Raw genomic sequence first — 21,194 nt, forward strand, 5'->3', positions numbered from 1 at the left:
CAAGCCCTATGACGGGGCACGGGTTTCCGGCAGGCAGTGTTCCATCTGTCGGTCTGCGGGCGGCAGCGCGTCTGATGGGATTGCCGGGCGAGTATGTAACGAGGCGTAACCGCATGGCGAAGAAAACTAGCAGCGAGTCGATCGATGAGACGGCTTTCCAGGCTCTGGAAGAGGCGCTGAAGATCAATTTCAACGACGAATCGCCGCGCAGCAGATCCGCGCCCAATGCCTCGGAGACAAGAGTGTCAGACACATCTAAGCAGCGTCAGTCTTCTCCGCAGCATCAGGAGGAGCCCGCCGAATCGTTCAGGTCGGCCGTTTCCGAAGCCGCCGCCAAGTCACCCACATTCCAGCCCGCAAACGATGCCGGCAGACGCAGCGCAAGCGCGATCCTCAGGACGCTCGAAGGCGGCGCCATGCGCTCCGCCATCCGCAACGCGGTCATCATCTCCCTTCTCTGGGCCGTGGCCGGCATCGGGCTGGGACAGGTCATCTACGGCAACCAGCTTTGGGAAATTACCTCCGTTGCAGGCGTGCTTGCCGCTCCCGGCCTTGTCGCTCTTGCAGTCGGGATCCTCATCCCGATCATGCTATTCTTCGCGTTCGCCATCATGATGGCACGGGCACAGGATCTCAGAAATGCCGCCCGCTCCATGGCCGAAGTGGCGCTTCGCCTTTCCGAGCCTGAGACCATTGCTTCCGAGCGTATCATGAGCGTCGGCCAGGCCGTGCGCCGTGAAGTCTCCGCGATGAACGAAGGCATCGAACGCACGATCGCACGCGCCACAGAACTCGAAACGCTTGTGCATTCGGAAGTCAACGCGCTCGAACGCAGCTTTACCGACAACGAACTGCGCGTCCGCGGTCTCGTGCACGAGCTCGGCGCAGAGCGCGATGCGATCGTCAATCATGCGGAGCGTATCCGCTCGTCGATCGTCGGCGCTCACGACCAGCTCAAGGAAGAGCTGTCGCTGGCCACCGAGGAAATCTCGATCCGTCTTGCGACCTCGGGCGAAGCCTTCGCCACGATGATAGATACCCGGGCTGCCGCGCTCATGGAGAAGTCCGATGCCGCCGGCGAGGCGCTCGGTTCACTGCTGACCGCCAAGGCAGAAAACCTGCTGCAGACCTTGAATTCCTCCGGGTTCTCGCTCGCCCATGAATTTGACGAGCGGATGGAGCAGCTGACCTCGGTACTCTCGACGCGCGGCCAGGCGCTCCTGACCGAGTTCGAAACCCGCGCTTCGTCTCTCGACGCCAATACCGAAAAATTGAATGCCGCGCTGGCAGACCGTACCCGGCAGCTCAACGAGACCCTGCTGGCCCGCACGCGCGAGATCACGGAAGGGCTTTCCAGCAGCGAAAAGACCCTCACCGGCTCACTCGACGAAATACTGTCGGGCCTCAACAGCTCGCTCGAGGAAAAGGGTTCCTCCTTCCGCCAGAGCCTCCAGACGACGGTCGAGGATGTCGTCATGGACCTCGACATGCGCTCCAGCTTCTTCGAGGAACGCCTGCAGGCAACCGTCGGCCATCTCAGCACCACGTTCGACGACAGCGTTTCTCAGTTTACATCCGCATTCGATCAACGCGCCGGCTCACTCGACAGCAAGCTGATGGACAGCCTTGCACGCATCAATGAGACGGTCGCGAGCGGCTCGGAGTCCATCGAAAGTATTCTCAGCTCCAGCATCGAACGCATCAGCTCGTCCTTGACGGATCAGTCTTTCGCGCTCGCCACCACGCTCGGCACCGGCCAGGAAGTTTTGGACTCCATGCTCGAAAGCCGCTCGCGCGAGCTTTCCGATGCACTGTCGGCGCGCAGCAGCGAGATCCAGGACGCCTTGGGCTCCCGCACGATAGAGATCCAGGACGTTCTGGGCTCACGGACAGCAGAGATCCAGGAGGTACTGGGGTCCCGTACGGCAGAGATCCAGGACGTTTTGGGCTCCCGTACCGCGGAGATCCAGGACGTACTCTCGTCTCGTACGAGCGAGCTTCAGCAGGGCCTCGCGGGCGCACATCGGCAGATCGAAAGCACCCTTACAGAAGGCAACAGCGCGCTTCTGCACACGCTCACGGACAACCAGACCAAGTTTGAACAGGGGCTGGCAATCCGCTCGGGCGCGATCATTGCGGCACTTTCGGGCAGTCACGATCACCTGACCGAAGTCCTCAGCCAGAAAACTGCAGCCATCGACACCCTGATGTCCAACGCGCCGGAGCGGCTCGCGGGTATGTTCGATGAAAAAGCGAACCATATCGCGCGCACTTTGTCGGAAAGCGAGCAGCGGCTCAGCGGCGACCTCGGGCGCCACGCGTCGCAAATGCAGATCTCGCTCGAAACCAATCGCGAGCGGATTTCCGAAATCCTCGACGACAAGTCGATGGAGATCGCCACGTCCTTTGCGCTTGGTGAGGACCGTCTCACCGGCATGCTCGACGAGAAGTCGGAAGCCATCGCCCGTGCATTGTCCGAAACGGAACAACGCATGAGCGGCGATCTCGGCCGTCGCACCTTCGAAATCCACGAGGCGCTCAACACCAACCGCGATAAGCTCGCGGAACTCCTGGACGACAAGTCCATGGAAATCGCCACGTCCTTCGCACTTGGCGAAGATCGCCTTTCCGGCATGCTGGACGCCAAGGCCTCGGCACTGGTGAATACGCTGTCGGATGCTGACAGCCTTATCGAGCAGTCCTTCGCAGCCCGGGCGGAAGCGATCCATAACGCCTATGCCGACAACCAGCTCAATCTCGATCTCTCGCTTGAGACCCGCACTGCCGAGCTTTCTCGGATCCTGGAATCCGGCGGAGAGCGTCTCGAACAGGCTGTGGGCAGCGCCAGCAATCGCATAGAGAGCGCCCTTACCGATGGTGCCGGCCGCTTCGAAGCGGGCCTCGCCGGCGGTCTGGATCGGATGGAGACCGTCATGAGCTCCACGCAGGAGCGGATCGCGGCGACCATCGGTCTCGGCCATCAGCAACTGGAAACGACGCTCAGTTCCGGCCACGACCAGATGCGGGAAACGCTCGAAGAGCGGACCAGCCTGCTTGCCACCACACTGGGCGACGCGCGGAACCAGATCGGCGACCTGATGCAGGATCAGGCAACATCTCTGAGCACCTCCATCGCAACCAGCGCCGGCATGCTGGAAATGACGCTCGAGAACCAGAACAGCGCATTGAAGGATGCCATCGACACCGCTGGACAGTCTCTGGAAGAGCGGCTCCGCGACAATGTCGGCACCCTTGCCGTCCGCCTTTCGGATGCCGCGGGCGAGATCGGCCGCTCGGCAGACGCCTTCTCCAATCGTATCCGCCAGACTGTCGGTGGGGTTCAGGGCGCTCTTGAAGAAACGGGCAGCCGGATCGAATCGACCTTCGGCGGCCTCGAGGATCGCATTCGCGGCGAAGTCGTGAATGCAACCCAACTTGTCAACGACGCCGGCAGCAATCTCTCCGCCGCGCTCGACAGCCGCACATCGGAATTGGAGCGCGTTGCCGTCGAGGCCACCGACCGCATCGCCGACACGATGGACGGACGCACCGCCCGCATTGAAGAGCGTCTCGGCACGATCGACCGTGCCCTGACGATCGGGCTCGACAATGTAACCAAGACAATCGAAAGCAAGGCTGTCGGCCTTGCCTCGACACTGCGCGAAGCCGTCAGCGCCGCGGCGCAAAGCATGGACAGCGAAGCCACCCGTTCGGCGGAAGTGCTTGCCCGCGCAGGCGCCGAGTTCACCGAAGAACTGACAAACCGCAACAGCGAATTTACGAAAGCGATCGAGGAACGTTCAATCCAGATCGTCGGGCGGATTTCCGAGACGCAAAACAGGCTGGCGGGCCAGGCTGCGACTGTTGCGCATGCCTTCTCCGAAGCCGGAAACGCGATCGTCAACAAGGTCGCCGAAGCCGACAGCCTCGTGAAGAAGCAGGTGACGGCAATCTCCGAGGCTCTCGACGATGCGCAGAAGGCGCTTGGGGAACGCGGAAACGATATCCGGACCACGCTGACGGAAACGGCAGACCAGCTTGACAATGCCATGGACGCCGTCGACCGCGCACTTGCGGCCCGTGGCGAGGCGATCCGTTCGGCGCTCGACAACCGTGCTCGTGATCTGAATTCCATGCTCGCCAGCCGCTCGGCCGAACTCAGCCGCCTTCTCGACGAAAAGGCGAGACCGATGGTCGAGGAATATGCCGAGACCGGCCGTGCCGCCGTCGAACAGATCACCGGCGCTGCCCAGCAGGGTGCAGAACGCCTGTCCGCTACCGCTGAGGAAACCGCTGCCCGGATCCGTAACGAGAATTCCGCGCTCATCGATGCCATCGCCACCCGAACCAACGACACCCTGGCGGCCATCACCCAACGGACCGAGAATGCCGCCGGCACCATGCGCTACGTCGAGCAGGGTCTGTCCGTGGCTGTGAACAGCCTCATCGACAAGCTCGCTGAAAGCAATTCCAGCATCAGCGCCATGGTGCAGCAGGCAGCGCAGGACATCGGCAGCACTGCGGACGTCGCGGCCGAGCATCTCGCCGAAGCCGATCGCAAGCTCGGCGCAACAGCCAACCGCTTCTCTCAGTCGGCTGGCCATGTGGCAGATATCGTCTCCGGTTCGACCCGTATGCTCGAAACCAATATCGAGCGCATGTCTGAAGTCTTTGGCCAGACGCTCGATCAAGTCGGGGGTATCGTCAGCCGCTTCGACGAACATTCGAGGGTCCTGTCGGAGGCTTCGGACCTCCTCAATGCTGCGCAATCCAATCTTGCCAGCACTCTGGATGAACGCCAGAACGCGCTTCGCAATCTGGCAGGCGGCCTCCTCAAGCGCTCGGAAGAAATCGAAGCGACCATGCGCAACCTGACGGGTCTCGTGGACAGCGCTTTCGAAAAGGCTGAGGAACGCTCCCTGCAGGTCGGCTCGCGACTGCGGGAAAGCCTGCATGCCTCATTCGCCGACATCGGCCGTACGTTGGGCGAAACCCAGCATCGCGCCGAAGTCACTGCCGACGCCATGCGCGAAGCCTTGGTGAATGCCGGTGGCGACGCTACCCGCGCCATCGAGTCGACTTTGTCGGATGCCGAGAAAAGGACCCGGGATCTTTCCGAACGGATGCGCGGAAGCATCTCTGCCTCGCTCACCGATGTCGAACGGCTGTTGTCGGATGCCACCGACCGGTCGGGCACTGCCGCGGAACAGCTTCGCGAAACGCTGCGTGAATCGGTCGAGGAAGCGATCAATCGCTTCTCTGGCGCAACCGACGAAATCCGGCGCTCGGCGCAGGACATTCGGCGCGAGCTGGATACGACCCGTACGGAACTCAAGCGCGGCGCCTTCGATCTTCCGGAAGAGGCCAAGGAAAGCGCCGCCGCCATGCGTCGCGCAGTCGCCGAACAGATCAAGGCTCTCCAGGACATTTCCGCCCTGGTCGGACGCTCGACGCAGAATTTCGAGGTCTCGGAGGCTTCCACGAGCCGTCCGGCTCCGGCACCTGCTCGTCCCCAGCCTGCCGCTGCCGCTCCCATCGTGCAGCAGCCCGCTCCGACTGCTCCGCGCAACGACACGTATGGCGCAAGCTCGCTGCGGGGCGCGCTTCCTCTTGATCGGCCTGTCGCTCAGACGCCGGTTCCACGCGCGCCTGAACCGGCCTCCCGCGGCGGCAATGCGAGCGATGACGGCTGGATCAGCAACCTGCTCCGCGGAGCGTCGCGTGACGAACTGGCCGAATCTCCAGCACCGCGTCAGCAGCAACCGGCGCGCTCGGCCGAACCTGCACCTGCGCCGCCCCCCCGCAGCAACGGAGACAACCGCAACCCTCGCCACATGGTCGAGTCGTTGAACTCGCTGTCCGTCGATATTGCCCGGGCGATCGATCATGATGCATCGGTTGATCTGTGGCGCCGCTACCAACGCGGTGAGCGGGATGTCTTTACTCGCCGTCTCTATACGCTTAAGGGCCAGCAGACCTTCGACGAGATCAAGCGCAAGTATGAGCGGGAGCCGGAATTCCGGACCGCTGTCGACCGCTACATCGCCGACTTCGAGAAGCTGCTCGCCGATGTCGCGCGCACGGATCGTGACAAGACGGTGACCCAGAGCTATCTGACGTCGGACACGGGCAAAGTCTACACGATGCTCGCCCATGCCGCTGGCCGCTTCAACTGAAAGCAGCCACAATAGACAACCAAAAAGGCCGCCTCGAAGGCGGCCTTTTTGGTTTCGGAACTGGCTCGTTACTCGCCCAGGAGTAGGAGCGGCGCCTTACATGACTTTTAGCGCCCAGTCGACAATCTCTGTGCCCACCTTGGCAAAGGCCTTGTCGAGCGCTTCGATGAAATGACGGTTCTCCGATCCGGACACCGGCGCCGTCGCCTTGAAGACGCTCTGGGCACGCACTGTCCCGTTGCGATCGTTGAGCAGCTTTGCCGAGATCTCCACGATCGCGACGCGCGGACTGCTGGCGCTCACTTCGAAGGCTCTTATGTCGGTCACCACCTGATAGTCGATGGCGAGGCCCTGTCCTGGTTTGCCAACGCCACCGACGCGACCAGAGTTTTCGAAGGCTTCGACGAGCTTCGACTGAACGAGAGCCGGCAGACGGTCGCCCCACTGGGAATTGGCAAGATACTGGATTTCCGAAGGAGAAACACGAACCACCACCTGCTCGCTGTTCAACAGCTTGACCGCAGTCGGCTCGGGAATCAGGATCTGCCGATTGCGGGCCGCGGGCCCTTCGCCGGAGGACGCGATAGAGAGATCGAACGTGTCGTTGTTCGCGCTGCCGCCGCAGCCGGTGACAAGCACTGCCACCAATGGCAGTGCGACGAGGAGCGGGCGGCGGTTCACGCGTCGCGTCAATAACTCCGTACCAGTCATCAAAATCCCAGTCTCCAAATCGCGGCCCGCGTCACCGGCGTGTCCTGCCGTCATACTGTTTCACTGTCTCCCCGCCGAAGATCAGCCTTTGCGGGTTCTGGTCGAAGTTGTTGATTGTCTGATCGAGCGACTGGACGGTGCGCCGGGCGTCGTTCACCAAGGTCTGGATATCTCTCAGCCCTGTTGCCGAGAAGCGCGTGAGATTGTCGGCGATCGGGCCTACGCGCGCATTGATATTGTTGGCCACGGTCCGGAAAGATTCCAACGTTCTACGGGCTTCAGCAAAAAGCCCCTGTGAATCGTCGCTCGAAACGAGGCCGTCCACTTTGGCGAGAATGCCGTCGACGCGGCTCGATGCCTCATTCAGCTTGCGGGCGAGTTCGGTAAAGTCGCCAACCGCCCGGTCGATGTCTTCCCTGCGATTGGCGAAGCTGTCGACCACGTCGCGGGCGGAGCTAATCGTCTGCCGCGCGTCTTCCGAGGCAGCCGTTATGTTGCCGATGGTGGTTTTGACCTGCTCGGGATTAACCGAACTCATGACTGTATCGACACGCCGCAATACGCTCTGGGCCTGAGTACCCGCCTGTTCGAAATTTGCCGCTGCATTCCTGACATTGGCGACAAGATCGCCAAAGTTGTCCGAAGCATTCGCGATATTTCGGGTGGCTCGTTCGGTATTGGATACGACGGCGTTGATCTTCTCGGCATCGATCGCACTCACCAGTCGCTCAGCGGCCTGAAGGGTCGAATTCAATGTGCCGGAGACGCGATCAATCGTCGTCGACAGCGTGGACAAGCTGTTCAGGAATTTGTCGATGCTGTCAGAGTTCTGGGCAAGAGCACCGGTGAACGTTTCGACGTTACGAATGGTTTGAGTGAGCGGCCCGCGCGCATCCGCAACAAATCCCTGGATATCGCCGATCGCCGCGTCGGCTCGGTCGAGAATCTTGTCCGCGGTGGCGAGCAGGTTCGTAACGCTCGATTGCTCGGCGATCAGCACGGCTGGCCGACCGGTCTCGAGCGACTTCTGGAGGATATTCTCCTCGCCCTTCGCGCCGCCTGAAAGCTCGATATAGGCAGCCCCCGTCAGTCCCTGCACTTCAAGAGCAGCTTGAGTGGACTGATAGACCGGTGCATCCGCCCTCACTTCGGTAAAAGCGATCGAGTAACGTGGATCGTCCGGATCGATCGTAAGGCTACGGACCGAACCGACCGGAATACCGTTGAAACGGACCGGCGAGCCGACCGAAAGGCCGTTTGCCGATCCGGGGATGCGGATCGCAAGTTCAGCCGTAGGTCCACCTCGACCGGACTGGGCCATCCAGTAGACGAAGCCGAAGGCGGCCGCGATCACCAGCAACGTGAAGAAACCGACAAGGGCGTAGTTAGCTCTGGTTTCCATGGATTAAGTCACTTCTCTACTTCCGCAGCCGGCTGCTTTTCTTGGATCACGACCGACCGCGCCCGCTTCCCGCGGAAATAGGACTGTACCCATGGATCGTCATTAGCAAACATATCTTCAAGGGTACCTTCCACCAATACCCGTTTCTCGCCAAGCACGGCAATACGGTCACAAACCGAAAAAAGGCTGTCGAGGTCGTGTGTTACCATATAAACCGTCAGCCCGAGAGTGTCGCGCAGCTTGGCAATCAGCGCATCGAAATCAGCCGCCCCGATGGGATCGAGACCCGACGTCGGCTCGTCCAGGAATACCAGGTCCGGGTCGAGCGCAAGCGCTCGCGCGAGCGCAGCACGCTTGATCATGCCGCCCGAAAGCTCCGATGGGTATTTGTCGGCTGCATCCGGCGGCAGCCCCACCATTTCGACCTTCAGATAGGCCAGTTCGTCCATCAGCGACTGCGGCAAATCCAGATATTCGCGCATCGGAAGCTGGATATTCTCCTTAACGGTCAGCGCCGAGAACAGTGCCCCGTGCTGGAACAACACACCCAAGCGCATGTCCACCTGCATGCGCTCCTCTTCCGAGGCGTTGTCGTAGTCGATGCCGAGGATTTCGATCACGCCCGACCGGTGCGGCAGAAGGCCGAGAACGGTGCGCATGAGAACGGACTTGCCGGTGCCCGAGGCGCCCACGAAACCCAGGATTTCACCGCGATAGACGTCGAGGTTCAGACGATCGAGCACCAACTGCTCCCCAAAGCCGACAGTCACGTCTCGCACCGAAAGCACGACCTTGCCGCCGTTTGGCTTATCCTTGACGCTGCCCTCTGCCACCTCTTCCAACTCCGCCCCCATCAGAAATCGATTGCCGAGTAAAAGATGGCGAAAAGCGCATCCATCAGGATGACGACGAAGATAGCCTTCACGACCGACGTCGTGACGTGCTGTCCGAGAGATTCCGCGCTGCCGCCGACCTTCATGCCCTCAACAGCGGCAACGATGCCGATCGCCAGCGCCATGAACGGCGCCTTGATCATCCCAGATGCAACGGATGTATGGTCGATCGCCTCGTGCAGACGTGAGAGGTAAGTGTCGAACGTGATGCCCGAATAGGCCCAGGCAACGACCGCGGCACCGAAAAGGGCGGCAAAATTGGCGATGATGGTCAGGAGCGGCAACGCCACGGTAAGCGCCACAAGGCGCGGAAAGATCAGCACGCCCACCGGGTTGAGACCGATGACGGTCAGCGCATCGATTTCCTCCCGCATCTTCATCGAACCGATCTCCGCGGTGATCGCGCTGCCCGACCGGCCGGCGATCATGATCGCCGTGAGGAGAACCCCGATCTCGCGAAGCTGAAGTATCCCGACGAGGTCGACCACGAAGATTTCAGCGCCGAAGTAACGGAGCTGGAAAGCGCCCTGCTGCGCGATGATGGCGCCGATCAGGAACGACATCAGCACGATAATCGGCACGGCCCGCACGCCCATGCGGTCGATATGGGTGACCACCGATGCAGGAGATACCCCGGCCCCTCGGCCGAACTTCATCTGCGCGCCGCGGACCGCCGAACCGAGAATGTGCATGGCAGCGTAAAAGTCGCCGCCGAGACCCACCATGATCTTGCCGCTCGGAGCAAATACCCGCTCGAAAAGCGTACCTCTGTTCCCGCTGTCGACAGGAGGTGCCGGCGCCTTTTCCGGCAATGCGCCGATGAGTTCCCGGATCGGTCCTTCGCCCCCGGTGAGCACGGCCTCGCGGCCCTGTTCGGCCTTGGAAGTCATCAGGCGGCGAATCAGCCACGCGCCCGCCGTATCGACGCCGCCGACCCCGTTGAGGTCGATCTCCAGCCTGCCCTGCCCTTCGGCGCGCTCCAACCGTTCCAGATCTTTCAGGATCGGAGAAATTGTCGAACCTCGCCAGTCACCCGCCAGGAGGTAACGTTCGCCGCCTGGCAGATCTTCGGCCTTGATTTCGGCTGCCTTGGACGTCACGGGTTCTTTCGCAGTCATTGATCATTTGAGGATTCAATACGATACGGTTGATCGCATTTTCAGGATCAGCAATAAAGTCACCTCACAGGTATTTGCATTAAAGGGATGCGTAAAACCATGCGCCGTCACCTCGAAGCCACAATAGAAACTTTTCCAATCGCCGGCTTGTTCACCATTTCGCGCGGCTCAAAGACCGAAGCCGAGGTCGTTACCTGCACGATCCACGAAAACGGCGTGTCCGGGCGCGGCGAATGCGTGCCCTACAAACGTTATGGCGAAAGCCTGGACGGCGTTCTCTCGGATATCCGATCGATCGCAGAGTCCATCGGCAGCGGCCTGACACGCGAGGAACTGCAGACCCGGATGAAACCCGGGGCAGCACGGAATGCGGTGGATTGCGCGCTTTGGGATCTGGAGGCGAAGCGCAGTGGCGGCCGGGTAGCGGATCTGATCGGTGCCGCCAGCCGGAAGCCTCTCGTTACGGCCTTCACGCTTTCACTTGGCGAACCGGCGGCGATGGCCGCCGATGCCCGCAAGAACGCGCAACGTCCGCTGCTCAAGGTCAAGCTCGGGACCGGGGATGACGAATCGCGGCTCCGCGCTGTTCGCGAGGCGGCTCCGAACTCACGCATCATCGTTGACGCAAACGAAGGATGGACGGAAGAAAACCTCGCTCATCACATGGCCATCGCGGCGGAAATGAATGTATCGCTCATCGAGCAGCCTCTGCCCGCCGGCAAGGACGCGGCCCTGGCGGGGATCCGGCGCCCGGTCTCGGTCTGCGCCGATGAAAGCGTGCACGCGACGAAGGACCTCGAGAGTCTTCGCGACCGCTACGACGCCGTCAACATCAAATTGGACAAGACCGGTGGCCTGACAGAGGCGCTGGTTATGAGGGCCGAGGCTCAACGCCTCGGGTTCCTGGTGATGCTCGGCTGCATGGTCGGCTCTTCGCTTGCCATGGCTCCGGCCGTTCTGCTGGCACAGGATGCCGATTACGCCGATCTCGACGGGCCGCTTCTGCTTGCAGAGGATAGGCCGAATGGCCTTCGTTACGAAGGCTCGCTGGTTTATCCGCCGGACGAAAGCCTTTGGGGCTGAAGCCGGACTGCCAGCGCAATCGTCGCAAGCCCTATGAGCGATAGCAGTGACATGACGTTATAGCTTGCCAGGCCGAACTCCCGGTAGATCATCCCGGACAACAAGGTCGAAAGCGCCAGAAAGGTGCCGTTATAGAAAACATAAGCGCCCTGCATGGACGATTCCTGATCCTCCTGCACGGATTCGACCAGACGGTTCTGCAATCCGATATGCACGAATGCGAACGTAAAGGCATGCGTGCATTGAAGAGCGAAATACCCCCAGAAGCCGAGCGGCAGTGGAAACAGCGTCCAACGAAGGGCCGCCACGGCACAGCCCACGCGCATGAGCGTCCACCACGGGACGCGGCGCGCAATCCATCCCCCGGCAAAGAAGACCAGGATTTCGGAGATCACCGCCGCACTCCAGAGAACTCCGATCGAGCCGCTTGAAAAGCCGATCTGCTGCCAATGGATGCTGCCGAACGTGTAGAACATGCCATGGCTTGCCTGGCCGATAGACGCGCCGATCATCAATACGTGCAGATCGATCCGCCTCAGCGAACTCGGCTGCAGCCCCCTGCCGACGTCTGGCCGAGTCACCGCCCGCCCAAGCCGCGGTGCGGCGAAGGCGGCAGCGATCGTCAGAAGGAAGCCGAACGTAATTACCGGCGGGATGACTTGAAAGCCCCATAATCCGCGCAGTTCCCCGGCCACCAAGGCCACCGCGACGAAACCGATCGATCCCCAGACGCGCATCGAACCATATTGGAACCCCCACCGCCGCACCCCGGTGACCGCGATGGCTTCCACGATCGGAGCATAAGGGGCGAAGACTGCCGCCTGAATACCGACAATCAGAAGGACCGGCCAGAATTCGCGAGTGAAGAACATGGCGAGCGCCGTTAACAACGACAACGCGCCAGACCAGGCGAGCATCAATGTCCGCTCGCTTAGCCTGTCGGCAAAAACGCCGGCCACCGGCGCGGCAAATACCCGCAAGAGAAGTTGCGCGGCAAGCACAACCCCGATTTCAAATTCGGAGAAGGCGAGTCCGTCGAGCCACACCGGCAGGTAAGGCAAAATGACGCCGTTCACCCCCAACGGCGCGCCATACGCGAGCGCGCAGCGCAATTGGAAAAACCGGGGCGCGGCGGGCGCCGTCTGTGCAGGAATCACGATTTCACGGGTAGGTTGCTGAAACTTGCAGCTTACCTAACACAGAGCCCCGCCCCTGCCTATGGCAAGAAATGACCCTGGGCACCGCTCTATAAGTCGCTCGCGTCAGGCCGCCTGCATATCCTCGAGGACCGGCGGTTTCGCCAGCGCCTTGATCTCGGCGACAGCGCTATCTCGCTGCCAGGAGATCATTTCAAGCGTGCCATCCTGGTGTTCGACGATTGCCGTGCAGCTTTCCACCCAGTCGCCGGTATTGACATAGTGGATGCCGTCAATGTCTTCCATCACCGCATGGTGAATATGACCGCAGATCACGCCTTCCACGTTATGGCGGCGCGCCTCTTCGGCCACGACGCGCTGGAACTCGCCGATGAAGTTGACCGCATGCTTGACCTGCAGCTTTGCCCAGGCGGAGAAGGACCAATAGGGCATGCCGAGGCGTCTGCGGATGGCCGCGAGGCCGAGGTTGATGACGATCGCCGCGTCGTAGGCCCAGTCGCCGAGATAGGCGAGCAGACGGGCATTTCGAACGACCACATCGAACTCGTCGCCGTGCAGCACGAGATATTTCCTGCCGTCCGCCATCTCGTGGATAGCCCGCTCGGCCACCTCTATCCCGCCGAAATGGGTGCCGGGAAACGACCGGAGAAATTCATCGTGATTGCCGGGGATATAGACGATGCGGGTTCCCTTGCGCGCCTTGCGCAGAAGCTTCTGCACGACATCGTTGCAACCCTGCGGCCAATACCAATTCCGCTTCAGCCGCCAGCCGTCGATAATGTCGCCCACAAGAAAAATGGTATCGGCTTCATGATAACGCAGGAAGTCCAGCAGGAAGTCAGTTCGGGCGGCCTTCGAGCCGAGATGCACGTCCGAAATGAAGAGCGTTCTGAAATGCCTTGTTTCCACTTGCCCGGTCACGAAGTCGTCCTTTCGTTGCCGCTTCTTTCGTTTTCAAAACCAGACTCGTGTTTCAGGATGATGACAGGGCTCGGGAAAACCCCGCTCGACGGCCCTCCGGCATCGCTCCAATTTCCGCCACGAGCGCAAATTAGCTGCTGTCGCACCCGGCTGATTGATGTAAGGAGGGTTCTCTCCTTTCCACCAGCCCACGCAGAACAGACAAGCCAGGAGGAACCATGAACGCGCAGGATAAACCGAAATCGCCGGCCGTGCCGGTCAGCGGCGATCTCGACGAGCAGGCGCTGTTCTTCCACCGCTATCCTCGCCCGGGCAAGCTCGAAATCCAGGCGACCAAACCGCTCGGCAATCAGCGCGACCTGGCGCTCGCCTATTCTCCGGGTGTCGCCGCCCCCTGTCTCGCGATCCGCGACAATCCCGATGCCGCTGCCGACTTCACCGCCCGTTCCAATCTCGTCGCGGTCGTTTCCAACGGCACCGCCGTACTCGGCCTCGGCAATATCGGCCCGCTGGCATCGAAACCGGTGATGGAGGGCAAAGCCGTCCTCTTCAAGAAATTCGCCGGCATCGATGTCTTTGACATCGAAATCGACGCTCCCGGCATCGAGGCGATGGTCTCTACCATCTCGGCGCTGGAGCCGACCTTCGGCGGGATCAACCTGGAAGATATCAAATCTCCGGAATGTTTCGAAGTCGAGCGCCGGTTGCGCGAGAAGATGAACATTCCGGTATTCCACGACGACCAGCATGGGACGGCGATCATCGTCGCCGCTGCGATCCTGAACGGGCTGGAACTTGCGGGCAAGAATATCGGCGACGTGAAGATCGTCACGTCCGGTGCCGGCGCCGCAGCGCTCGCCTGTCTGCATCTCCTCGTTTCGCTCGGAGCGAAGAAGGAAAACATCTGGGTCCATGACATCGAAGGCCTTGTCTATGACGGCCGCAACACGCTCATGGACGAGTGGAAGGAAATCTACGCCCAGAAATCCGACAAGCGTGTTCTGGCGGACAGCATCGACGATGCCGATGTCTTCCTCGGATTGTCCGCCGCCGGCGTGCTGAAGCCTGAACTGCTTGCGCGCATGGCGCCGAAGCCACTCATCATGGCACTCGCCAACCCGACACCGGAAATCATGCCGGAACTCGCCCGCGCCGCCCGTCCCGACGCGATGATCTGCACCGGCCGTTCGGACTTTCCGAACCAGGTCAACAACGTCCTCTGCTTCCCCTACATCTTCCGCGGTGCGCTGGATTGCGGCGCCCGGACGATCAACGAGGAAATGAAGATGGCGGCGGTCAAGGCGATCGCCGCACTTGCCCGCGAGGAAGTCTCCGACGTAGCGGCTCGCGCCTATTCCGGCGAAACACCCGTCTTCGGCTCCGACTATCTCATCCCCTCGCCCTTCGATCCCCGGCTCATCCTGCGCATCGCGCCGGCCGTGGCAAAAGCCGCCGCCGAAACCGGGGTCGCCTCCCGGCCGATCCAGGACTTCGACGCCTACCTGGATCAGCTGAACCGCTTCGTCTGGCGCTCGGGCTTTGTCATGAAGCCGATTTTCGCCGCCGCCAAGACCTCGGAAAAGAAGCGCGTGATCTTTGCCGAGGGCGAAGATGAGCGCGTGCTTCGCGCCGCCCAGGTGTTGCTGGAGGAAAAGACAGCGGCGCCCATCCTCATCGGCCGCCCTTCGGTCATCGAGGCGCGCCTGCAGCGCTTTGGCATTCGCATTCGGCCGGAGGTCGATTTCGCAGTCGTCAATCCGGAAGATGATCCGCGGTACCGCGAATATGTCGATGAGTATATCGCTCTGGTGGGGCGCAGGGGCATCAATCCGGAGACTGCCCGCACGATCGTGCGCACCAACAGCACGGTCATCGGCGCCCTTGCCGTCAAGCGCGGCGAGGCCGACGCACTGATTTGCGGCGTAGAAGGCGGCTATGACCGGCATTTGCGCGACGTCGAGCAGATTATCGGTAAAAGGGAGGGGGTCTGCGCCTTCTCGGGTCTGAGCCTCCTGATCTCTCAACGCGGCGCAATTTTCTTCACGGATACATTCGTGAACTACAATCCTTCGGCGCAGGAAATCGCCGAAATCACCGTTCTCGCCTCCCAGGAAGTCCAGCGGTTCGGCATCGTCCCGAAAGCAGCGTTGATCTGCCATTCCAATTTCGGTTCCCGTGACTCCGAAAGCGCCCAGAAGATGCGTGCGGCCCTCAGCCTGATACGTAAACAGGCTCCTCAGCTGGAAGTCGACGGCGAGATGCAGGGCGGCTCGGCCCTTTCGGAGGAGTTGCGCAAGCGCGCCCTGCCGGACAGCTCGCTGACCGGAGAGGCCAATCTTCTGATCTTCCCGAACCTGGATGCAGCCAATATTTCGCTGGGCATCGTTCGCAATCTCACCGATGCACTTCACGTCGGGCCGATTCTGCTGGGAACGGCGCTGCCGGCGCATATCCTCTCCCCCTCGGTCACATCGCGCGGCGTGGTGAATATGGCAGCCTTGGCGGTGGTGGAGGCCTCGCAACCGGATTTCGCCCTGCCGTCCTAGGCTTGCATGGAGTGAACCCGCTGATGGCGTTGGCGTGCTTATAATATTATCAACCGGCCTGTCTCATGATGCGGTTTACCGACTCTAGAGATTGCCGGAACATCGACCATGCGTATTCGCAGCCTGCTGCTCGCTCCTATTATGCTCGCGCCCAGCGTCGTTTCTGCGCGAGATGTGGCGATTTGCGCAGCGCTCTACCGGCAACTCAACAACGCCCCGCAAATCATCGGCAGCACCGCCGAGATGCGGCGCTATTCGCAACATCTCGGCGAGATCAACAGCGACGTCCGTCAGCTCCGCATCGAGATGCGCCGCGCCGGCTGTGGCGGCAGCATCGTCGTCTTCGGCAGCGCTGATGGCGGTGTCTGCGACGAAATGCGCGATGCGCTCGGCGCCATGGAGCGTGAGCGCGACGCGTTGACGGCGGAACGCCAGAATGCACGCCAGCTCTGGCGAACGTCGGACGAACGCAATGCCATTCTGGCGTCGATCCGATCAAACGCCTGCGTTCCCTCCGATGTCGAGGAGGAGCGAAAAGAACGGCTGAAGGTACAAGGGATCGAATTACCGCAGCCGGAGCCCTATTCCGGAATCACCGATTTGCGGACGCAGGATCCGCGGGAAACGAAGGCGGCGAACCAGCCGCCGCCCCCACCGCTGGAGCGCGCTTACGACCCGAATAGGAAAGTCCGGATGGTCGGCCCCCAGTTTCTGCCGGATGAAAGCATTGATCTTGCCAATCCGAAGTCTACCGGTCCACAACCCCAGCAGTGATCACGATCGGCCCCATTGATCGTTGAACACCAGGTCCTCGAGCAAAAGCCGCTGACGCCAGCCCTTTACCGCCAGCTCCGGCTCTTGATAAAGCCGGTCGACATAGCCGACGCAGAGCCAGGCAACGATCTGGATTTTCTCGGGAATACCCAGCAGCGCGCGCAAGTCTGCCTCACGGAAGATGCTGACCCAGCCCACTCCGACACCTTCGGCTCGCGCCGCCAGCCAGAGATTTTGCACCGCGCAGACGGTTGAATATGTGTCCATGCGCGGATCATGAGTGCGCCCGATGACAATGGGACCTGCCCGGTCGGGATCGCAGGTGACGCAAATGCTGAGCGGCGCCTTGCGGATACCCTCCAGCTTCAGGCTCCGGTAGATATCGCGCCGTTCTTCAGGAAACATCTCCGCCGCTTCTTCGTTTGCCCGCGAAAAAGCCTGCCACGCGGCCTCACGTACCTCCGGATCATGCACCAGGATGAAGTTCCACGGCTGCATGAAGCCGACAGACGGCGCCGCGTGCGCCGCCCCAAGCAATCGCCCAACGAGATCGTCCGGCAGCGGCTTGGGCAGAAACTGGTCGCGCACGTCGCGGCGCGTCTCTATGACCCGGTACACCGCGGCACGGTCACATTCCGGAAATTCTTCCGCAGGCATCAAGGCATCGGCAAAAAGATCAGGTCGCATCGTTAATCCCCAACAATGCTGATACCCCGCGCGATGACGCAGGGCATCAAAGAAACCTTGCCGCCGTCCATGCGGGTCGGTCTATCTCGACAGGCCGGTCTTCTGACTTGGCTTCATTCGCTCGCCGCTGCCTTCCCGGAGATCCAGTGGCATCTACTCTGCGGCAGGCGTCCGCCTCACAGCGTTGGGCACGTTCCGGTCTTGCACCAGATTCCCGATTCTCCTGCCAGCGGCAGGCACCTGACATCTCGGGTTATGCCCGAGCGGCCTCACGCATTCAAGCCTCTCATGCGACAGGAAAATAGCGCACGTAGGCGAACTCATCCCCATTCGGCGACCAGTTGGGCGAATTCATCGTGCCCTGCCCGCCAAACAGTTCAAACAATGTCTCGACATTCCCTCCATCCATATCCATCAGTCGCACGCGGACGTGTTGATCACGCGGATGATCGAATACCGTCGCGTCGTAAGAGACGAAGACGATCTTGTCACCCTTCGGTGACGGATGAGGAAACCAGTCGCCGTAATTGCTGTCGGTGATCCTTTCCGCTGCGCCACCCGACGCTGGAACGCGCCAGATCTGCATCAAACCGGTGCGGCTGGAGTTGAAATAGATCCACATCCCGTCCGGCGAATAATCGGGGCCGTCATTGCGACCCTCTCCGAAAGTCAGCCGCGTCTCCTCGCCGCCGTCGATATCGATCGAATAGATGTCAAAGAGATCGTTGCGGATGCCGCAATAGGCGAACTTTCGACCATCCGGCGACCAGCCATGCCAGTAGGACGGCAGGTTCTTGGTCACCAGCCGGGGATCGCCACCCTCCGCCGGAAGCACATAGATTGCCGACTTGCCGAATTCCACCTTGTCGGAAATGGCGATCAGCGAGCCGTCCGGCGAAATGCCGTGATCGTTGTTGCATTCGCGCGCAAAGCCCGTATCGACCAGTGCTGGCTCATCGTCACCCTGCGGTGACAGCCGATAGACCAGCCCATCGCTGTTGAGCATCAGATAGCTGCCGTCCGGTGACCAGTTCGGCGCTTCGAACAGAGCTTCAGTCTGCCACACCACCCGGTTTTGCCGGGTGCGAACATTGTAGATCTCGACAGAACTCCGCAGCGCCATGGCAGTTACCGATCCCGGAACCGGTTGGTGATCGGATAGCGCCGGTCTCGGCCGAAGTTCTTCTTGGTGATCTTCACGCCCGGAGCAGATTGCCTGCGCTTGTATTCGGCAAGGTAAAGCAGGTGCTCAATTCGGTGGACGGTCGCCAGGTCGTGCCCCCGGGCCACGATTTCTTCGGTGCCCATTTCCAGTTCGACCAGGCATTCCAGAATGTCGTCGAGCATCGGATAAGGCGGCAGGGAATCCTGATCGGTCTGGTTGGGGCGCAGCTCCGCAGATGGCGCCTTGGCAAGGATGTTCTTCGGGATGACCTCACCCCCGGACCCCAGCGCGCCGGGCGGCAGATGCTCGTTGCGCCATGCCGACAGACCGTAGACCTGCATCTTGTAGAGATCCTTGATCGGATTGAAGCCACCGTTCATGTCGCCGTAAAGCGTCGCATAACCCACCGACATTTCTGACTTGTTGCCGGTCGTCACCACCATGGAACCGAACTTGTTGGAGATCGCCATCAGGATCGTTCCGCGGGCGCGGCTCTGCAGGTTCTCTTCCGTGATGCCCTCGTCTGTTCCCTCGAACAGTTCCGCCAGCGCGGACGAAAATCCGTCCACCGGCTCGGCGATCGCAACGATGTCGTAGCGGCACCCAAGGGCTTTGGCGCAATCAGCCGCATCCTTCAGCGATTCATCCGAGGTGTAGCGGTAGGGCAGCATCACCGTGCGCACTCGCTCCTCGCCCAGGGCATCCACGGCGATTGCCGCGCAGAGCGCCGAGTCGATACCGCCGGAAAGGCCCAGAACGACCGATTTGAACCCGTTCTTATTGACATAGTCACGGAAGCCCAGCAGGCAGGCGCGATAATCCGCTTCCTCTTTTTCGGGAATACGGGCCATCGGGCCGCGCGTACAACGCCAGCTGTCGTCGACCTTCTTCCATTCGGTGACCGTGATTGCCGGTTCGAACTGGCTCATCTGGAAGGCGAGCGTCTTGTCGGCGTTGAAGGCGAAGCTTGCGCCGTCGAAGACGAGCTCGTCCTGCCCCCCCACCTGGTTGGCGAACAGCAACGGCAGGCCGCTTTCGATCACCTGACGCAGTGCGACCTGATGGCGGACATCCACTTTACCGCGATAGTATGGGGAGCCGTTCGGCACCAGCAGGATGTCGGCTCCGCTTTCGGCCAGCGTCTCGCAGACGCCCATGTCGTTCCAGATTTCTTCGCAGATCGGGATGCCGATCCTGACGCCGCGGAAGTTGTACGGTCCTGAAATCGACCCTTCGGCGAAAACGCGTTTCTCATCGAACTCGCCGTAGTTCGGCAGATCGACCTTGTCTCGTATTGCGACGATCTTGCCGCCGTCCAGCAGAGCCACCGCATTGTGCCGGCCGGCCTCCCCCTGCCGCGGAAAGCCGATAACGACGCCTGGGCCGCCATCGGCGGTGTCGGCGGCAAGCTGCTCGACAGCCTTCCGGCAGGCCGCCAAGAAAGCAGGTTTGAGGACGATGTCTTCCGGCGGATATCCGGAGATAAAAAGCTCGGTAAAGAGAATGAGGTCCGCCTCTTCGCCCGCGGCGTCCCTGCGCGCTTCCCGCGCAAGGGCCAGATTACCGGCGACATCGCCGACAGTCGGGTTGAGTTGAGCGACGGCAATGCGGAGAGTCTGGCGGATATCGTGGGTCATGGCAAACGATCTAGCGCCCGCAGATGACGCCGGCAACATTGCTCCGAGGAATTTTTGCAATCTTTCAAACGGATGACTGATCTGGGGTAGGCTGCGATGGGCGTTCACACCCGGAGTGTTCCCTAACCCGCCCGTGGAGAAGCTTTGCATTCGCCGGCTTGATCCTTCCAGCCATGATTGGCATTTTGTCGGAAGCAAGATTCGGAGGAAGTCGCAATGAAGGCCCTGCTGCTGATCGACATCCAGAACGGCTTCTGCCCCGGTGGCAACCTGCCCGTGCCCCACGGCGACGAGGTGGTGCCGATCGCCAATCGGCTGATCGAAGACGGGGGATACGACGTTATCGTCGCTTCCCAGGACTGGCATCCGAAAAATCATGGCAGCTTCGCCTCACAGCATCCCGGAAAGAAGCCTTTCGAAATGGGGGAACTTTCGGGAAAGCCGCAGGTCATGTGGCCCGACCATTGCATCCAGGAAACGCCGGATGCGGAGTTCCATCCCGACCTCAATATCGCCGCTGTAGACTACGTTCAGCAGAAGGGCGAAAACCCGGCGGTCGACAGCTATTCCGCCTTTAGGGACAACGATCAGGCCGCATTCACAGGATTGGCGGGCTATCTGAGAGCCCAACAGGTGAAGGAACTCGACATCTGCGGTCTCGCAACCGACTATTGTGTGAAATATTCCGCGCTGGACGCGGTTGAAATGCTTCCGGACATCACGGTGTGCTTCATCGAGGATGCAAGCCGCGGGATCGATCCAGCGGGCGTCAAGGCGGCCATCGCCGAGATGAAAACCAAAGGCGTCGGTATCGTGACGAGCGCCGAGATTCTCGCCGATTGACGCAGCCGACTACCCGCACAGTTCAGCGGAATCGATCGTTCCATCAGCCATATTCAATTGCGCTGAATGCTGCACGGCTCT

At 61.0% G+C, this 21,194-nt stretch carries 14 protein-coding genes and 1 riboswitch; of the genes, 5 read left to right on the plus strand and 9 right to left on the minus strand.

Annotated features, from left to right (window positions below; all coding sequences use genetic code 11):
- The first annotated feature begins 113 nt into the window (after positions 1-113).
- A complete protein-coding gene (locus tag C5L13_RS06950) occupies positions 114-6,176 on the plus strand; it encodes an apolipoprotein A-IV repeat region-like domain-containing protein (protein WP_105382512.1) in 6,063 nt (2,020 codons plus the stop codon).
- A 96-nt stretch (positions 6,177-6,272) separates the two neighbouring features.
- Here C5L13_RS06950 and C5L13_RS06955 read toward each other — a convergent pair whose 3' ends face one another.
- From C5L13_RS06955 to C5L13_RS06970, 4 genes are read right to left on the minus strand one after another with little or no spacing between them, the layout of a single operon-like run.
- Entirely contained in the window at positions 6,273-6,887 is a 615-nt protein-coding gene (locus tag C5L13_RS06955; protein WP_105382655.1) for an ABC-type transport auxiliary lipoprotein family protein, read from the minus strand.
- Positions 6,888-6,918: 31 nt separating this feature from the next.
- Positions 6,919-8,289: an MlaD family protein gene (locus tag C5L13_RS06960; RefSeq protein ID WP_105382513.1), complete on the minus strand. Its 1,371-nt coding sequence runs from the start codon at positions 8,287-8,289 to the stop codon at positions 6,919-6,921.
- Positions 8,290-8,297: 8 nt separating this feature from the next.
- Positions 8,298-9,122, minus strand: a complete 825-nt coding sequence (locus C5L13_RS06965) for an ABC transporter ATP-binding protein (protein WP_245571149.1) — start codon at positions 9,120-9,122, stop codon at positions 8,298-8,300.
- A gap of 20 nt (positions 9,123-9,142) precedes the next feature.
- Positions 9,143-10,300 (minus strand): ABC transporter permease, encoded by a 1,158-nt coding sequence (locus tag C5L13_RS06970; protein WP_105382514.1) that lies wholly within the window; start codon positions 10,298-10,300, stop codon positions 9,143-9,145.
- A gap of 99 nt (positions 10,301-10,399) precedes the next feature.
- Between C5L13_RS06970 and dgcA the strand changes: the two genes are divergently transcribed.
- Positions 10,400-11,383 carry an N-acetyl-D-Glu racemase DgcA gene (gene dgcA / locus C5L13_RS06975; RefSeq protein WP_105382515.1) on the plus strand — a complete coding sequence of 328 codons (984 nt, stop codon included), beginning with the start codon at positions 10,400-10,402 and terminating at the stop codon, positions 11,381-11,383.
- Here dgcA and C5L13_RS06980 read toward each other — a convergent pair.
- Positions 11,353-12,540 carry an MFS transporter gene (locus C5L13_RS06980; RefSeq protein ID WP_105382516.1) on the minus strand — a complete coding sequence of 396 codons (1,188 nt, stop codon included), beginning with the start codon at positions 12,538-12,540 and terminating at the stop codon, positions 11,353-11,355. The two genes, dgcA and C5L13_RS06980, sit on opposite strands and share 31 nt — an antisense overlap.
- A gap of 105 nt (positions 12,541-12,645) precedes the next feature.
- A complete protein-coding gene (locus C5L13_RS06985; protein ID WP_105382517.1) occupies positions 12,646-13,461 on the minus strand; it encodes a UDP-2,3-diacylglucosamine diphosphatase in 816 nt (271 codons plus the stop codon).
- Between the two features lie 218 nt (positions 13,462-13,679).
- Here C5L13_RS06985 and C5L13_RS06990 point away from each other — a divergent pair, with 218 nt between their 5' ends.
- The gene (locus C5L13_RS06990; RefSeq protein ID WP_105382518.1) at positions 13,680-16,007 is read left to right on the plus strand and encodes an NADP-dependent malic enzyme; all 2,328 of its coding nucleotides are present in this window, start codon (positions 13,680-13,682) and stop codon (positions 16,005-16,007) included.
- Positions 16,008-16,115: 108 nt separating this feature from the next.
- Complete coding sequence (locus tag C5L13_RS06995; protein ID WP_105382519.1) at positions 16,116-16,781, plus strand: hypothetical protein; 666 nt, start codon at positions 16,116-16,118, stop codon at positions 16,779-16,781.
- On the opposite strand, the gene bluB is transcribed toward C5L13_RS06995, so the two are convergent.
- The 3 genes from bluB to C5L13_RS07010 form a co-directional block, all read right to left on the minus strand.
- Positions 16,782-17,468: a 5,6-dimethylbenzimidazole synthase gene (gene bluB / locus C5L13_RS07000; protein ID WP_105382520.1), complete on the minus strand. Its 687-nt coding sequence runs from the start codon at positions 17,466-17,468 to the stop codon at positions 16,782-16,784. It abuts the gene before it with no gap.
- A gap of 75 nt (positions 17,469-17,543) precedes the next feature.
- Positions 17,544-17,727, minus strand: a riboswitch (cobalamin riboswitch).
- Positions 17,728-17,754: 27 nt separating this feature from the next.
- Positions 17,755-18,585 carry a TolB family protein gene (locus C5L13_RS07005; RefSeq protein WP_105382657.1) on the minus strand — a complete coding sequence of 277 codons (831 nt, stop codon included), beginning with the start codon at positions 18,583-18,585 and terminating at the stop codon, positions 17,755-17,757.
- A gap of 11 nt (positions 18,586-18,596) precedes the next feature.
- Positions 18,597-20,270 (minus strand): NAD+ synthase, encoded by a 1,674-nt coding sequence (locus C5L13_RS07010; RefSeq protein ID WP_105382521.1) that lies wholly within the window; start codon positions 20,268-20,270, stop codon positions 18,597-18,599.
- 216 nt (positions 20,271-20,486) lie between these two features.
- On the opposite strand from C5L13_RS07010, the gene pncA reads away from it, so the two are divergent.
- Positions 20,487-21,113 (plus strand): bifunctional nicotinamidase/pyrazinamidase, encoded by a 627-nt coding sequence (pncA, locus tag C5L13_RS07015; protein ID WP_105382522.1) that lies wholly within the window; start codon positions 20,487-20,489, stop codon positions 21,111-21,113.
- Positions 21,114-21,194 lie beyond the last annotated feature (81 nt).

The sequence above is a fragment of the Neorhizobium alkalisoli genome (assembly GCF_002968635.1).
Taxonomy (GTDB): domain Bacteria; phylum Pseudomonadota; class Alphaproteobacteria; order Rhizobiales; family Rhizobiaceae; genus Neorhizobium; species Neorhizobium alkalisoli.